17 protein-coding genes are annotated in these 15,420 nt (G+C 44.8%); all 17 read left to right on the plus strand.

Features of this window, described 5'->3' with window-relative positions:
• Nucleotides 1-7 precede the first annotated feature (7 nt).
• The 17 genes from BK127_RS11125 to BK127_RS11205 all read left to right on the plus strand — a co-directional run bounded on the left by BK127_RS11125 (nt 8) and on the right by BK127_RS11205 (nt 15,419).
• Nucleotides 8-451, plus strand: coding sequence for a GatB/YqeY domain-containing protein (locus BK127_RS11125; RefSeq protein WP_076230117.1), 444 nt, complete (start codon nt 8-10; stop codon nt 449-451).
• A 205-nt stretch (nt 452-656) separates the two neighbouring features.
• Nucleotides 657-1,064 (plus strand): NfeD family protein, encoded by a 408-nt coding sequence (locus tag BK127_RS11130; protein ID WP_076230118.1) that lies wholly within the window; start codon nt 657-659, stop codon nt 1,062-1,064.
• Between the two features lie 207 nt (nt 1,065-1,271).
• Nucleotides 1,272-1,550 carry a sporulation protein YqfC gene (gene yqfC / locus BK127_RS11135; protein ID WP_076230119.1) on the plus strand — a complete coding sequence of 93 codons (279 nt, stop codon included), beginning with the start codon at nt 1,272-1,274 and terminating at the stop codon, nt 1,548-1,550.
• A 15-nt stretch (nt 1,551-1,565) separates the two neighbouring features.
• Nucleotides 1,566-2,744, plus strand: a complete 1,179-nt coding sequence (gene yqfD, locus BK127_RS11140; protein ID WP_076230120.1) for a sporulation protein YqfD — start codon at nt 1,566-1,568, stop codon at nt 2,742-2,744.
• A 68-nt stretch (nt 2,745-2,812) separates the two neighbouring features.
• Nucleotides 2,813-3,778 (plus strand): PhoH family protein, encoded by a 966-nt coding sequence (locus BK127_RS11145; protein WP_076230121.1) that lies wholly within the window; start codon nt 2,813-2,815, stop codon nt 3,776-3,778.
• A gap of 52 nt (nt 3,779-3,830) precedes the next feature.
• A complete protein-coding gene (locus tag BK127_RS11150; RefSeq protein WP_076230122.1) occupies nt 3,831-6,083 on the plus strand; it encodes an HD family phosphohydrolase in 2,253 nt (750 codons plus the stop codon).
• Between the two features lie 4 nt (nt 6,084-6,087).
• Complete coding sequence (ybeY, locus tag BK127_RS11155; RefSeq protein ID WP_076230123.1) at nt 6,088-6,711, plus strand: rRNA maturation RNase YbeY; 624 nt, start codon at nt 6,088-6,090, stop codon at nt 6,709-6,711.
• A complete protein-coding gene (locus BK127_RS11160; RefSeq protein ID WP_076230124.1) occupies nt 6,708-7,406 on the plus strand; it encodes a diacylglycerol kinase family protein in 699 nt (232 codons plus the stop codon). The genes ybeY and BK127_RS11160 overlap by 4 nt, the downstream gene beginning before the upstream one ends.
• Nucleotides 7,407-7,422: 16 nt before the next feature.
• The gene (locus tag BK127_RS11165; protein WP_076230125.1) at nt 7,423-7,839 is read left to right on the plus strand and encodes a cytidine deaminase; all 417 of its coding nucleotides are present in this window, start codon (nt 7,423-7,425) and stop codon (nt 7,837-7,839) included.
• Nucleotides 7,839-8,750, plus strand: a complete 912-nt coding sequence (era, locus tag BK127_RS11170; RefSeq protein WP_076230126.1) for a GTPase Era — start codon at nt 7,839-7,841, stop codon at nt 8,748-8,750. The genes BK127_RS11165 and era overlap by 1 nt, the downstream gene beginning before the upstream one ends.
• 153 nt (nt 8,751-8,903) lie before the next feature.
• Entirely contained in the window at nt 8,904-9,044 is a 141-nt protein-coding gene (locus BK127_RS11175) for a YqzL family protein (RefSeq protein WP_076230127.1), read from the plus strand.
• A gap of 89 nt (nt 9,045-9,133) precedes the next feature.
• Entirely contained in the window at nt 9,134-9,880 is a 747-nt protein-coding gene (recO, locus tag BK127_RS11180) for a DNA repair protein RecO (protein WP_076230128.1), read from the plus strand.
• 115 nt (nt 9,881-9,995) lie between these two features.
• Nucleotides 9,996-10,808 (plus strand): pyruvate, water dikinase regulatory protein, encoded by an 813-nt coding sequence (locus BK127_RS11185; RefSeq protein WP_076230291.1) that lies wholly within the window; start codon nt 9,996-9,998, stop codon nt 10,806-10,808.
• Between the two features lie 115 nt (nt 10,809-10,923).
• Nucleotides 10,924-11,391: a YaiI/YqxD family protein gene (locus BK127_RS11190; RefSeq protein ID WP_076230129.1), complete on the plus strand. Its 468-nt coding sequence runs from the start codon at nt 10,924-10,926 to the stop codon at nt 11,389-11,391.
• A 40-nt stretch (nt 11,392-11,431) separates the two neighbouring features.
• Nucleotides 11,432-13,264 carry a DNA primase gene (gene dnaG / locus BK127_RS11195; RefSeq protein WP_076230130.1) on the plus strand — a complete coding sequence of 611 codons (1,833 nt, stop codon included), beginning with the start codon at nt 11,432-11,434 and terminating at the stop codon, nt 13,262-13,264.
• Between the two features lie 51 nt (nt 13,265-13,315).
• A complete protein-coding gene (rpoD, locus tag BK127_RS11200; RefSeq protein WP_076230131.1) occupies nt 13,316-14,446 on the plus strand; it encodes an RNA polymerase sigma factor RpoD in 1,131 nt (376 codons plus the stop codon).
• A gap of 130 nt (nt 14,447-14,576) precedes the next feature.
• On the plus strand, nt 14,577-15,419 hold the full coding sequence (locus BK127_RS11205; RefSeq protein ID WP_256711260.1) for a hypothetical protein: 843 nt from the start codon (nt 14,577-14,579) through the stop codon (nt 15,417-15,419).
• The last annotated feature ends 1 nt before the right edge of the window (nt 15,420 follow it).

Genomic DNA, 15,420 nt, shown 5'->3' on the forward strand with positions numbered 1-15,420 from the left:
TTAAACGATGAGCTTAAGCGAAAAACTCAATGAAGATATGAAGCTTGCGATGAAGAGCCAGGCCAAGTTTAAACTCTCCGTAATCCGTATGGTTCGTGCCTCTATCAAGAATATCGAGATAGATCAACGTAAACCCTTAGATGACCAAGAAGTACTTGAAGTTCTAAGTCGCGAGATAAAACAACGTAGGGATTCCCTCCAAGAGTTCGAAAAAGCCGGTCGTGATGATCTGGCGGAAACCGTTAAGGCTGAAATTGAAATTCTGATCGAGTACTTACCGCAGCAGCTTACTGAAGAAGAAGTGAAATCCATTGTACAGCAGACCATCCAAGAAGTGGGTGCCTCTTCTAAAGCGGATATGGGAAAAGTCATGGGTGCATTGATGCCAAAGGTGAAGGGACGTGCCGATGGCAAGATTGTCAATCAGGCCGTTCAACAGCTATTATCATAGCAGCAAAAAAACACTCCTTTTAGGAGTGTTTTTTTGTGTTTGAACAGGGTTCGATATGCTTTAAATACAACATATAGCCATCTCTAACATAAATGCATAAGCTGTGATAGGAAGAAACTGTTTTAGAAATGGCTTCCTATGAAGCTCAAAAAAAGAAAGTGCTTGCGAAGACAGCTTCCATTGGAAGCTCTAAGGAGGTTCTGATATGCATCCATGGATTCAGATCCCGATTCCGTTTATGTGGTCACAAGGTATAGCGATCTTGATGACTCCGCGTTGGATGATGGGTTTACTATTTGTAGTAGCAATAATCATTGTTGGGATGATTTCCATTCGTCGGTTCAAGCGAATCAGTAAAGGAATTGACAATGCGCTTCAAGGACAGCCAGGCGTCGATTCAGCGCTCTCCTACTCTTTGCAGCGTACAGACCTGCTGGGACAATCAGGCCTGGCTATCACCCCTTTACGGCCCTCAGGAACGATAGCAGTGGCTGATGAGCAAGTGGATGTTGTAACCTATGGCGAATTCATACCCGTGAACAAGCTGGTTGTCGTTGTACAGGTAGAAGGAGCCTTAATAAGAGTTCGTGAACAACAGGAAATCATTCATTGAAGCTAACCCAACATTCAGAGAGGACTTGAGGAGCCTTTGATGCCACTAGATCGTGGAGTCGGAGGTTCTTTTGCATGCTTTCATAAACAGCGTTTTATTCGCATATGTTGTAAACAGTATATGTGGGTTCAGTAAGGGCAGCGCAATAATTCGTTAGACTCTCAGGAAGTACAATATCCGTCGAAAAGCTCTCAAGGGGGATACAGTATGCGAAGTATTACTAAAAGTATTCATAAGCTTACCTCCCAAATGCTGGACCTTCCTCAGGATGTCACATCGGACTTGCCCCGTGTAACGATGATTGGCAATGTGCAGCTATATATTGAAAATCACCGCGGTGTTCAGCATGTTTCAAGTGAGCTGCTGCGGCTTGGCTTATCTCAAGGAAAGCTTGAGGTACATGGGAAGGAGCTAGTAATCCGGGTTATCTATCCTGAGGAAGTATACATTGAAGGGATTGTTCATGAGCTCAAATATATTCCGTAAAAGAGGTGCACCGATTTGAAATCATCCATTTTTTTATCGGTAAGAGGGTACGTCAGGGTAGAGGTTCGTGGACAGAACTTGGAGTCGTTCATTAATCAATTGGTCGAGAAGCGAATATTGGCTTGGGATATTTGTTTTTATGAGGGACATGCGAAGCTGTATTTGTCATTGAAAGACTTTTTCGGGCTTCGCCCGCTTTTAAAAGAGACAGGCTGTCGGGTCCATGTCCTCGAGCGGTTCGGTTTCCCTTTTCTGCTAAATAGACTGGAGAAGCGGAAGTTTTTTGCGATGGGTCTGATTGGATTTATCATTGGGCTTTATTTGCTGTCCTCGCTAGTTTGGCAGGTGCGGGTTGAAGGCAATGAATTGATCAGTACGCAGGATATTCTGCAGACAGCCAGGCAGGAAGGGATTTACAAGCTGCAGTGGAAATTTCGGCTCAAGGATTCGGATGTAATGTCCAAAAACCTGCAAGGAAAGCTTGCGGGAACGGCATGGGTAGGGGTTGAAATCCAAGGCACGCAGGTCATAATCAAGGTTGTGGAAGCAACTCTGCCTGACAAGCCCCAGCTGTTGAATCCTCGTCATCTGGTGGCCTCCAAGAGTGCCATGGTGACATCCATTTTTGCTGAAAAGGGAAGGCCCGTTGCCAAAATCAATACGTATGTAAAAAAAGGGGACATCCTGATATCAGGTATATTGGGGGATGAAACCCATCGGCAAACCGTAGTTGCAAGCGGTCAAGTAAAAGGGATTGTATGGTATACACCACAAGTGGAGGTGCCTCTCCTGCGGCAGTATAAGACCTATACAGGTACGACACAGAACCGTTCTTATCTGGTATTGGGCAGTCGAGCGCTGCAGCTTACGGGTTATGGCGCCTTGAGCTTTCAGAACTATGAAACGATACCGGAACGCAAGACACTGCAGTGGAGAGATTATGTGCTCCCCATCGGTTGGCTGCGAGAGCGGATTATGGAGGTCCAGCTTGTCGACCGCCCCATGGAGCTGGCGGAGGCACGAGCAGTTGGTATGGAGCAGGCCAAGCTGGAAATTATAGCTGCTGTTGGTGGGGACGCCAAGGTCGTAAATGAAAAAATTTTGCATGAAAAGACGGACAATGGTAAAGTTTATATGGAAGTGCATTTGGAAGTGGAAGAATCGATTGCCCAGGAGCAAGCAATTATACCATAACGCATTCGCTTGAAGGAAAATGCTAACGATGCTAGTTTGCGACGCAAACTATAAGGAGAAGAGGCCTGTTGACTGATCACTCACGTTTTATAAAAGTAGCTTTGAAGAATACAGCTGAGGGGCTAGCTCTCTTTGGTCCGCAGGACAAGTTCTTGCAGCTGATCGAGCAGCATACCCGTGCCAGCATTCAGTCCCGTGGTGAAGAAATCGTCATAAGGGGCGATGCCGGTGAGATGGATTCGCTTCAACAGCTATTTGACGTACTGCTAGAACTCGTTCGAAACAATTACATATTGACTGAACGCGATGTGTTGTATGCTATTGAGCTGTCCAAGGATATGAAAGCTGATCAGCTTCTGGATTTGTTCAAGGGTGATATTGCAACCACGCATAAGGGAAAGCCTATCCGGGTTAAAACCATCGGTCAAAAGCAGTACGTGTCTACGATCAAACAAAAAGATATTGTATTTGGTATTGGGCCTGCAGGTACGGGGAAAACATATCTGGCCGTCGTAATCGCGGTTACGGCTCTCAAAGAAGGTAAAGTGAAGCGGATTGTGTTAACAAGACCTGCCGTCGAAGCTGGGGAAAGTCTGGGCTTTTTACCGGGAGATCTTCAGGAAAAGGTTGACCCTTATCTTCGCCCATTGTATGATGCACTTAACGATGTCCTCGGGCCTGAGCAGGTGCTGAAATCGCTCGAAAGAGGTTTGATTGAAATTGCACCTCTTGCCTATATGCGCGGGCGGACGCTGGATGATTCATTTATTATTTTGGATGAGGCGCAGAACACAACACCGGAGCAGATGAAGATGTTCTTGACTCGTCTTGGTTTTGGCTCGAAAATGGTCATTACCGGAGATGTTACACAGATTGACCTGCCGCGCGGAAAATCTTCAGGTCTTATCGAGGTACAGCGTATTTTGAAAGGAATCGAAGAGATCGGATTTATTCAATTTTCCGAAGCGGATGTTGTCAGACATGCTCTGGTTCAAAAAATCATTATTGCCTATAACGAACAAAACGACAAATAACCTGATACGACTTAACCATCAGGATGTGTATAGAAAGGGATGACCTTTCGCAATGAACAATATTCAACGAAAACTTCAAAACCCGCTTGTTGGCTGGAAATATAGCGCCCTGGTGCGCTTTCTTCTGTTTATTCTGCTTACAGCCGTACTGTATGCATCACTGACGAACAGGATGATCCCGCAAACCTATGATATTCAAGTCGGTACTACAGCCGAAAAGGACATTCTGGCTCCACGGGCCATTGAAAACGCTATAGCGACCGAGAAGGCCAAGGAAGATGCAGCACAGCACGTACAGCCTGTGTACAGAATTGTATCTTTAAAGAATGAGGCTTTGATCGAAGCGATGTTCGAAAAGCTGCAGCAAATCAATGCCGACTCGGAGGTTACACTGGGGGATAAGGTAAATATATTTAAATCCGTGTTCCCCATTCTAGCTCAGGATCACATGGATAAGCAGATTCAGAGCTTCGCTATCAGCGGTCAATATAACGATGCATTATTACAAGAAATGCGTAAAAAAATTAATGAGCAGCAGTATCGTATTCCGGAAGAAACCTTTTACAAAATGCCACGTTTGCCCAAGGAAGATCTCACGTTGATGGAACCGGTCGCTAAAGAGATTGTGACACGGTTGATGAATGATCAGATTATGGAGGCCCAGACAGTACGTGCCAAGGTAGCTGAGCTTGTGAACAGCTCGACCTTGACGAAAAGCATGTCCAGGGAAATGGTGCAGGAAATTGTACGTGCTGCTATCACGCCTAATAAATTTCTGGATCAAAAAGGGACCGAAACGGCAAAGGGTCATGCCAGAGATAACGTAAAACCGGTATTTGTTAACAAAAACGATGTGCTTGTAAGTAAAGGTGAACCGATAACAGCTGATATTTACCAACGGTTGAGCAGTCTTGACATGCTGCAGGACGAAGCCAGTTATTGGCCGCGTATTGGGCTGATCATTATGGTATTGATGTTAGCCTTAGCTGTATTTATGTTTGTCAAACAAAGCACATTGTCCATCAGCAGTAATAACGTGCAGTTGGTTATGCTGCTTCTAATCATCATCATTAACTTGCTGGGTATGAAGCTGTTTTCCTTGGTGCAAAATTTGGATTATCCTTATATAGGTCTTCTGGCTCCAACTGCAATGGGAGTCATGCTTATTGTCATCTTATTGGATGAAAAGCTTGCTTTTATGGGGGCTATGCTGTTTGCAGTGATGGCTAGCATGATTTTCAACATGGACCATCTGCAGTCATTTGATTTTAGATATGGACTGGTCACAATGGCAACCTCATTTGCGGCTATTTTCTCCATCCAGCGGGCAGGACAGCGTTCTACCATTCTCAAGGCAGGGGTTATCGTCGCTTTGATGGGGATGCTGCTTATGGGTTCACTGCTGTTGATTGAAGATCATGAGAGCAAGCGGAATATGCTATTTGCCTTATCGTTTATCGTGGGCAGTGGTCTGCTTACAGCTGTATTCGTCATTGGACTCCTACCTTTTTTTGAGACTGCATTCGGTATTTTATCTCCCTTGAAGCTTGTGGAGTTGTCCAATCCGAACCATCCACTGCTGCGAAAGCTGCTGACGGAAACTCCGGGAACGTACCACCACAGTATTATGGTTGGCAATTTGGCAGAAACAGCGGCGGAAGCGATCGGTGCAGATGGACTTCTGTGCAGAGTAGGCGCATACTATCATGATATCGGGAAAACGAAGCGACCTGCTTATTTTATCGAAAATCAGACAAATATAGAAAATCCGCATGACAAGATGGACCCTGAGCTCAGCAAGTCTATCATTGTGGCGCATGCGAGAGATGGCGTCGAAATGCTGAAGGAATATCACATTCCAAAGCAGATTCGCGATATCGCCGAGCAGCATCATGGTACGACACTGCTGCAGTTCTTTTATCACAAAGCAAAGAAAATTGCGGAGGCAGCAGGGGACCCGACTTCTGTGGATGAGCAGGACTACCGATATGATGGTCCGCTGGCACAATCCAAGGAAGTGGCTATTGTCGGTATTGCCGATTGTGTAGAAGCTGCAGTTCGTTCCCTTCGCAGTCCTAATATGGAACAGATTGACTCCATGGTACGCAAAATTATTAAAGGCCGACTGGATGATGGACAGTTTAATGATTGTGATCTGACAACCAAGGAATTGGATCAAATAGCCAAAACCCTAAACGAAACCTTATTAGGTATTTTTCATTCAAGAATTGAATATCCAACAAATCTTCCGGCGGGGAATCAGCCTTCAACGATACAGAATCAAGAAAAAGAAAAAAGGAGCTAAAGCTATGTCTTTACGTCTTGAATGGAGCAGCGAGCAAACCCATTACGAAATTAAACAGGAGCTTGTTGATAAACTGGAGCTGCTGCTTCAGCTTGCCGGGAAATCGGAGCAGGTCACAGAGGGGGAGGTTGCTTTAACCTTTGTAGACGATGCTGAAATTCAACGTTTAAATAAAGAATATCGTGGACTTGATAAACCTACCGATGTGCTTTCCTTTGCGATGAATGACATTGGTGAGGATGAGATGGAGATCATCTATGTGGATGAGAGTGACGATGAAGATGAGTATGTGGACGAGGAAGACCTGGACGATGTTGAACGTCTCGACAAGTCTGATGAAATCGACGATTCTAACGAGCATGACACAGAGCTGGAACTGCAGGATGACGAGGATGAAGACGGACTTGTTACAATCTTTGAGGAGCCGCTGGGGGATATCATTATTTCTGTACCCAGAGCCATCGAGCAAAGTGAGGATTACGGTCACTCTGTAGAGCGTGAACTCGGTTTTCTGTTTGTACATGGTTTCCTGCATTTGATTGGTTATGATCATGACAATGAAGAAACAGAGAAAATCATGTTTGGCAAGCAGGAGCAAATCTTACAGCAGGCAGGATTGGTTAGATGAATTCGAAGGTAAAGTGGCGCAGAAGCTTTCGGTATGCGTACGAGGGAGTGAAGTATGCTCTTTCTACACAGCGCAATATGAAATTTCATTTTTTTGCCGCTTTTATCGTTCTGCTGTTAGCACTTTACTTGCATCTGCCCAAGCTTGAAATCCTGTTTATTTTAATGGCTGTAACCTTGATGATCGTGACAGAGCTTATCAATACAGCGATTGAAAAAGCGGTTGATCTTGCTATGCCTGATCGTCATCCCCTTGCCAAAATAGCCAAGGATGTGGCCGCAGCCTCAGTACTGGTGTCTGCGGTTTTTGCGGCTATAGTCGGGATGGTCGTTTTCTATGAGCCTATCGATCATCTATTCCGCAGTGCGAGGCAAGCGGAGGGTCATAGCTTTTCCGCGGCAATGGTATGGATATTACTCAGTTTGGTCATCCTGACGATTATTGTGCTGGAGACCAGATTTTCAACTAAAGGCAGTAGGTTGCGCTTGAGCTTGCTCGCAGCGCTCGCTTTTGCGATAGCTACCTTTATTGCCTCTTATGTGTCGATTACTTTTGTAGCATTACTGGCGTATTTACTTGCAATCCTCGTCATGCTGGTGCTCTATGACAAGCGCAGCCGTTCTTTTCCATCACTGATCCTGGGTGGACTAGTCGGATGCTTCGTAGCAGCCTGTGTCTATTACTTAGTGAATTAAGAAAGGAACGATGCGGATGGACAAGCAGCAGTTGGTTGGATGGGCACTGGAAGCGAGGGAAAAGGCATATGTGCCTTATTCTCATTTTAAAGTTGGCAGTGCATTGCTGGATGCGGACGGTCAAGTCCATCAGGGCTGCAACGTAGAAAATGTGGCTTACGGACCAACGAATTGTGCCGAACGCACAGCGCTGTTTCGTGCTATTGCAGATGGTAAAACACCGCGAACGTTCCGTGCCATTGCTGTCGTAGGCGATACACCTAATCCGATTACCCCATGTGGGGTATGCCGTCAAGTATTGATTGAATTATGTGCTCCGGACATGCCGGTTTATATGGCGAATCTACAGGGAGTAATTACAGAAACAACCGTAGCCGAGCTGCTACCCGGAGCCTTTACACAGAACGATTTAAATGGAGGAACAACAGTATAATGACATCAACTACCCCAAAGAAACCTTACAAATCCGGTTTTGTCGCTATTATCGGACGTCCCAATGTCGGTAAATCCACATTGATGAACCAGGTCATTGGCCAAAAAATTGCTATTATGTCAGACAAACCACAAACGACACGCAACAAAATTCATGGTGTTTATACAACTGAACAGTCTCAGATCGTATTTCTCGATACGCCGGGAATTCATAAACCGCAATCCAAGTTAGGCGATTATATGATGAAGGTCGCAGAAAGCTCCTTGAAGGAAGTGGATGCGATTCTGATGCTGATCGATGTCGTGGAAGGGCTTGGCGGTGGTGATCGCTTTATTATTGAAAACCTGAAAAAGGTGACCACACCGGTCATCCTTGTCATGAACAAAATCGATCAGATTCAGCCAGAAGCGCTGCTGCCGATCATTACGCAATATAAAGATTTATATGATTTTGCTGAGATCATTCCGGTATCCGCGATGAAGGGAAACAACGTCAATACACTTCTTGAGCAAATTACCAAATATTTGTCTGAAGGCCCGCAATATTATCCGGCTGATCAGGTTACTGACCATCCTGAGCAGTTCGTATGCGCTGAGCTGATACGTGAGAAAATTCTTCATCTGACCCGCGAGGAGATTCCACATTCCATCGCTGTAGGTATCGAGGACATGAAGGTAGAAGCTAATGGCGTCGTTCATATATCGGCCATTATTTATGTGGAAAGGGACTCGCAAAAAGGGATTGTTATTGGGAAAAAGGGCGCTCTGCTTAAAGAAATCGGGCAAAAGGCCCGCTATGACATCGAGGCGCTGCTTGGCTCCAAAACCTTCTTGGAACTATGGGTCAAAGTGAAAAAAGATTGGCGTAATCAGGATCGGGTTCTGCGTGACCTTGGATTTCGTAACGAATAATAACGAATAGCCGACTGGTGGCAGTTATTGCTTAACATAATTATCGCTCAAACGTAACATCCTATACTATCGCCAGATACCGTCCAGCTCATGATTAGAAGGAAAGCTTTTCTGCTGTTAGCAGACGCTTGGCTTACGGAGGGATGATGCAGCATGAGAGATTTTTCGTGGCAATATTTTTCGTTAACAGGTGATGTGGATGCATATCTGCTATATAAGGAGATCAACAATGATTCCGATTCAATTGATGCGGAAGAGGACTTGACATTAGAGTCTGATGATGGGCTAGAATAGCCTTTAAGTGCGAGTTCAAAAAGTCGCCTTTCAGCACCGAGAAGACTTTTTGAACTACCTCTTTCAGATGGGCTTGGGGGAAATCGGCGATGCAGTATCAGGTACAAGGAATCGTCATACGCAGCATGGATTATGGGGAAGGTAATAAAATCATTACCTTGTTTACACGCGAAATGGGCAAAATGGCAGTCATTGTCCGCGGCGCCAAAAAGCTTAAAAGCCGTTACGGCTCGGTATCCCAGTTGTTCACTTTCGGAGATTATCTGTTTTTCAGATCAGGCCAGCTGGGTACGTTAAAGCATGCAGAAATTATAGATTCGCACCATCGGATTCGGGAGGACCTTCATATGTCAGCCTATGCTTCCTACATGGCTGAGCTGACGGATCGCTTGCTGGCTGATCAAGAGGCGAATCCCTTTTTGTTTGATCAGCTGAACGCCGCGCTTCAAGGACTGGTCGAGCAGAAGGATATGCAAATCATTGCATTCATTTATGAAATAAAAATATGGGTGCAAGCCGGTTATTTGCCGGAGCTTGAAGTTTGTGTAGCCTGTAGAAACGATGGTAATACTATGGCCTTTAGTCCGGCACTCGGTGGTATGCTATGCGAGAAATGCCGGCATAAGGATCCTCAAGCGTTGTCACTCTCTTCGGGAACACTCAAGCTTGTTCGTCTGTTCGCTCATATGGACATACGCAGACTGGGACAGATTGATGTCAAACCGGAAACCAAAGCAGGTCTCAAAAGACTTATGAGGGCTTACTTCGATACCCATATTGGTGTGGCGTTAAAAACGCGAGGTTTCCTGGATCAAATGGATAAATATGGGGTTTGACATTATTCTTTCGATTTGCTAATATAATAAATTACATTAAATTATTCCTCGTCATGAGTCTCGCACAGGCTTGCTGGCGAGTTCTTTTTTTGAATAGGAAGGAAGATGTTTGCTGATGACGGATAAATCCAATCCAATTATTTTTGTTGCCTCCGATTCTGCTGGTGATACCGGGGAAGCTGTTGTGCATGCGGCAGCCGTTCAATTTTATCCCCATTTGGTAGATGTGCGTATTATGCCCTTTCTTGAAGATCAAGAGGATATCGACAAACTGATTCAAACTGCGGCTGAGCGCGATGGGATTATTTTATTTACACTGGTTATTCCTGAGCTTCGCGATTATTTGATTCAGCAGGCCATGCTGCACCAACTGATACATATTGATTTGCTGGGGCCTGTATTGAACGCTTTGGAGCAAAAAATGCAGCAAACCTCAAGACATCAGCCTGGCATGATTCATCTGCTGGACGAAGGTTATTTCAAAAAGGTAGAAGCGGTCGAGTTTGCGGTTAAATATGATGATGGACGCGATTATACGGGTGTGCTGCAGGCCGATATCGTGTTGGTAGGCGTATCGAGAACGTCCAAAACCCCATTGTCGATGTACCTTGCTCACAAAAAGTTTAAGGTTGCGAATGTGCCGCTCGTTCCCGAAATACAACCGCCAGAGCAGCTATTTACCGTTTCGAACAAAAAAATTATCGGACTTCGCATTGATCCCGACAAGCTTAATGTGATTCGCACGGAGCGTTTAAAAATGCTCGGTCTGCCCCGAACGGCTTCCTATGCCAATGTGGAGAGAATAAATGTAGAGCTTGAATACGCAGACCGGATTATGAAACGCATCGGCTGTACAGTCATTGATGTATCCAATAGAGCTGTAGAAGAGACTGCAGCTTTGATCATGGAATGGTACCGCGGCAGGTAATGCTTTTTATAATGCAGGAAGCAGGATTTTTTATTTCTTCAGCGTATATATTAGATATAGTGCTATTTATGAGCACCCAAGTGAAGCTACGCATACTCAGAAAGATGGGGTCAACATGCCTAATGCACACAAAATTATTGTGGATGCCGACGCTTGCCCGGTGAAGCCGGAAATTGTTAAGGCAGCAGCACCTTTTGGGGTTGATGTGCTGATGGTTGCTTCCTATGACCATAGGCTGGCTCCCATGGATGGAGTCGAGATTGTACAAGTTGATCGTTCCGATCAATCGGTGGATCTTTATATTGTGAATCGAATTGCTGCCGGTGACGTATTAGTAACTCAGGATTTTGGTTTAGCCGCACTTGCTTTGGGCAAAAAAGCGATAGCCTTGTCGAATCGAGGCCAGCAGTATACAGATCTGACGATTGATTTTTTACTTGATCGCAGGCATGAACAGGCCAAACAGCGGCGCGGAGGCAAACACAGCAAAGGCCCAAGACCATTCACAGATGAAGATCGACACTTTTTTCTACAATCTTTGACAAAAGTTTTGCGTGGCTTGCAGGAGATTTCCGAGAGTTAGCGAATATTATTACGTGTTAATTTGAATGAAGGTGGATAGAATGAGTAACGGACGTATTCCGGAAGAAGTCATCGAAAAGGTACTTAAGCATCATGATATTGTCGATGTCGTAGGCCGTTATGTCCATTTAAGCAAGCAGGGTCACTATATGAAAGGATTATGTCCTTTTCATTCCGAGAAAACTCCTTCCTTTACCGTCACACCTGAAAAGCAAATTTATCATTGTTACGGCTGTGGTGCCGGAGGCGGGGCTATACGATTTTTAATGGAGATTGAAGGTTTCACCTTCATCGAAGCGATTAATCAAATGGCCGCTGAAGCGAATCTGGATCTCGGTATTGATCTTGGATCGGATACTCCATCCCAGCAAAATCCGGAAAAGGTAAAGCTATATGAGGCCTACGAATTTACCGGAAAGCTGTACCAGCATATTTTGAAAAATACCGAGCAAGGCAAGCAAGCTATGGAATATTTACGTTCACGGGGGTTAAATGATAAGCTGATCGACACGTTTGGTATTGGTTATGCACCATCCAATTGGGACACACTGGCCCAACTGCTGGAGAAGCGTCAATATGCTTTACCGCTTATGGAAAAAGGAGGGCTTTTGTCTGCAAGACAGGAAGGACAAGGGTACTTCGACAAATTTCGAGACCGGATCATGTTTCCTATCCACGATTGGAAAGGACGGCTAATTGCTTTTGCGGGTAGAGCTATGGGTGAGGCGCAGCCCAAATATTTAAACAGCCCAGAGACGATGCTTTTCCATAAAAGCAAAAGTTTGTACAACATGCATCTGGCACGACCGCAAATACGTAAGCTGCAGCAAATTGTTGTTTTTGAAGGCTACATGGATGTAATCAAAGCTTGGGATGCAGGCATAACCAATGGCGTGGCAACCATGGGTACAGCGTTGACCGAAGAGCATACTGATGTGATTCGCAAGCAAGCCGATCAGGTAACGGTAGCCTACGACGGTGATTCCGCTGGACAAAATGCTGCATATAAGAGCATCCCTATTTTGGAGCAGGCCGGATGTCTGGTCAAGATAGCCATGATTCCGAATGCGCAGGATCCGGATGATTTTATTACCCATCATGGTTCTGAGCGATTTGTACGGGAAGTTATAGAAAACGCCGTACCGTCGATCAAATACAAACTTCTTTATTTTCGCAAAAATTTTAAACTGCAGGAGGACGGGGAAAAGCTTCGCTACATGCAGCAAGCGCTCAAAATTATTGCAGACATTACGTCTCCAATTGAAAGAGAGCACTATGTGAGGGAGCTATCTACAGAATTTCGTTATTCCTTTGAAACGACTTTGCAAAACCTGAACGAGATCAGGCTCCAAGCGGAAAAAAGTAGTAACTCCGGGGATAATAAAGCGAAAGCGTGGAATAATGTTAGGAATGAACGAACACCCCGGGAACAAACTCCCTCTTTACTTCCAGCCTATTACAACGCCGAGCGTCAGTTACTCGCAATTATGTTATTCGATGCTGACATCACGCTTTATGTTGAGCGGAATTTGGGAGACCAATTCAATGTGGACGCACATAATGCCTTGGCCGCCTATTTGTACGCTTATTTCGGGCAAGGATATGAGCCAAACTTTAGCAGCTTTATTGCGATGCTTCAGGAGGAAGAATTGGAGGGATTGGCAAGTTCGATTGCTATGATGGGCAACTCTCATGGAGTGAATGGTCAGGTTATCGACGATTGTATAAGCACGATCAAAAAATATAAGCTTCAAGAATCGATCAAGCAAAAAACAGAAGAAATGATAGTGGCAGAACGATCCGGTGATCTGAAGATGGCCGGTCAAATTGGCAATGAGATTACATCCCTAGTCAAACAATTAAAATCATCATGATAAGTCGTTTGAATTTATCTTTGATGGCTCTAGGGAGGAGGGAGTTAGCATATGGCGAACGATCAACACACGGAGATAGAGACAGAGTTGACGTTGGATCAGGTAAAAGACCAGCTTGTCGAGTTGGGCAAAAAACGTTCATCTTTAACTTATAAGGATATCATGGAGAAGCTGGCTCCTTTTGATCAGGATCCAGAACAAATCGATGAGTTTTTCGAGCAGCTTTCCGAAATGGGTATTGATGTAGGTAATGAATCAGACGAAGATAATGAAATCAGCCCGATAGATCGTGATAGGGATCGGGAACATGATGATTTTAACTTTGAGGATGATATTTCACTGCCTCCGGGAATAAAAATAAATGATCCGGTTCGGATGTACCTGAAGGAAATCGGCAGAGTGCCATTGTTATCTGCAGAAGATGAGATCGATTTAGCGAAGCGTATCGAACTTGGTGATGAAGAAGCCAAACGGCGCCTTGCTGAAGCTAACCTGCGTCTCGTGGTAAGTATTGCTAAGCGGTATGTCGGACGTGGTATGCTGTTTCTGGATTTGATTCAAGAAGGCAATATGGGCTTGATTAAAGCGGTTGAAAAGTTTGATCATGATAAAGGTTTCAAATTCAGTACGTATGCGACCTGGTGGATTCGTCAAGCAATCACCCGTGCGATTGCCGATCAGGCAAGGACGATCCGGATTCCGGTACATATGGTTGAAACCATAAACAAACTCATTCGTGTTTCCCGTCAATTGCTTCAAGAGCTGGGACGCGAACCGACTCCGGAAGAAATCGCCAAAGAAATGGATCTAAGTACGGATAAGGTTCGGGAAATTATGAAAATTGCTCAGGAACCGGTTTCTCTGGAAACACCGATCGGCGAAGAGGACGACTCCCATTTGGGTGATTTTATCGAGGATCAGGAAGCACTGGCTCCTGCCGATGCTGCTGCCTATGAGCTGTTAAAGGAACAATTGGAGGACGTGCTGGATACGTTGACAGAGCGTGAAGAAAACGTGCTTCGATTACGTTTTGGCCTCGATGATGGACGTACGCGTACGCTGGAAGAAGTCGGTAAAGTGTTTGGCGTTACCCGGGAACGGATTCGTCAGATCGAAGCCAAGGCTTTGCGTAAGCTGAGACATCCAAGCCGCAGCAAGCGTTTGAAAGACTTTCTAGAGTAATTGGGTTAGACCTCACTGCATCTGCAGTTAGGTCTAATTTTTTGTCTGATCATTACCGATAAATAAATGACAGGAAATGAATAAAATTCAGGAAAATGGCTGCTCAGTATTGAAGAGGTGATCGTGTGCAATGGCAATGGACGAAAAAAGAAGAATATTAATTATGGAAATTGAGCATTGGCGTAAAAGTAAGCTTTTACCGGAACATTATTGCGATTTTTTATTAAATATATATTTGGAAGATTCTTCTGATAAACCGAAGTCCAGTTCCGGGTTTCTCGGCGTAACCCCAACAGCCATCAAAGACAGTAATTGGAAAATATGGATATTGATATTTGTCGTAATTGCTCTTATTTCTTATGCTGCTCTTAATTTTACTGCTTTTGAATTACCAATGCAAATGGGCCTTTCGATGCTTCTCTTGTTTTGTTGTTATACGGTCGGAAGCCTGCAGCGATCCAAGGAGCCACTTCGAGCTCAAGTATTGTTTGGGGTAGCCTCCTTGTTTTTACTGTTTATTGGTGTGTTCATGCTCAAACTTCATGGAATGCAGAAGCCAGTGCTGGTTGTCGGATATGTAGCTGTATGCAGTATAGTCTGGTTGTTAACGGGACTGTTGTCAAGATTTATGCTTTTTCAATTGTGTGGATGGGTTGTTCTCATCTTTTGTTACGGTTGGCTGCTGCATTATCAGTTGGACCTGGCGAGTTGGATTACGCTGGAGCTTAGCTGGGTGCCGCTCAGTATCGTATTTGGCTGGATGGGCTGGATGATTCATGAAAAGAGCAAGCAGATGGGTACGGTCTTTCTTATGCTGAGCTGCATCGTATGGTTCATGCCTGAATTGTATGCTATGCTGTATTCCGAGCTATATGGTGAGGATACGGTACAAATTGTTTTTTTAGTCAAATTGTTTATTGAAGCGAGCTTGCTGTTTGCTTTAAGAAAAAAATGGATAGAGTGGGTTACATAAT

Source organism: Paenibacillus sp. FSL H7-0331, from assembly GCF_001956045.1.

Coding starts and splice junctions, on each gene's coding strand:
- BK127_RS11130 (WP_076230118.1), top strand. CDS start 657: ATGCATCCATGGATTCAGATCCCGATTCCGTTTATGTGGTCACAAGGT.
- ybeY (WP_076230123.1), top strand. CDS start 6,088: ATGTCTTTACGTCTTGAATGGAGCAGCGAGCAAACCCATTACGAAATT.
- BK127_RS11150 (WP_076230122.1), top strand. CDS start 3,831: ATGAACAATATTCAACGAAAACTTCAAAACCCGCTTGTTGGCTGGAAA.
- BK127_RS11165 (WP_076230125.1), top strand. CDS start 7,423: ATGGACAAGCAGCAGTTGGTTGGATGGGCACTGGAAGCGAGGGAAAAG.
- BK127_RS11175 (WP_076230127.1), top strand. CDS start 8,904: ATGAGAGATTTTTCGTGGCAATATTTTTCGTTAACAGGTGATGTGGAT.
- BK127_RS11125 (WP_076230117.1), top strand. CDS start 8: ATGAGCTTAAGCGAAAAACTCAATGAAGATATGAAGCTTGCGATGAAG.
- era (WP_076230126.1), top strand. CDS start 7,839: ATGACATCAACTACCCCAAAGAAACCTTACAAATCCGGTTTTGTCGCT.
- BK127_RS11190 (WP_076230129.1), top strand. CDS start 10,924: ATGCCTAATGCACACAAAATTATTGTGGATGCCGACGCTTGCCCGGTG.
- BK127_RS11185 (WP_076230291.1), top strand. CDS start 9,996: ATGACGGATAAATCCAATCCAATTATTTTTGTTGCCTCCGATTCTGCT.
- recO (WP_076230128.1), top strand. CDS start 9,134: ATGCAGTATCAGGTACAAGGAATCGTCATACGCAGCATGGATTATGGG.
- BK127_RS11205 (WP_256711260.1), top strand. CDS start 14,577: ATGGCAATGGACGAAAAAAGAAGAATATTAATTATGGAAATTGAGCAT.
- rpoD (WP_076230131.1), top strand. CDS start 13,316: ATGGCGAACGATCAACACACGGAGATAGAGACAGAGTTGACGTTGGAT.
- BK127_RS11160 (WP_076230124.1), top strand. CDS start 6,708: ATGAATTCGAAGGTAAAGTGGCGCAGAAGCTTTCGGTATGCGTACGAG.
- dnaG (WP_076230130.1), top strand. CDS start 11,432: ATGAGTAACGGACGTATTCCGGAAGAAGTCATCGAAAAGGTACTTAAG.
- yqfC (WP_076230119.1), top strand. CDS start 1,272: ATGCGAAGTATTACTAAAAGTATTCATAAGCTTACCTCCCAAATGCTG.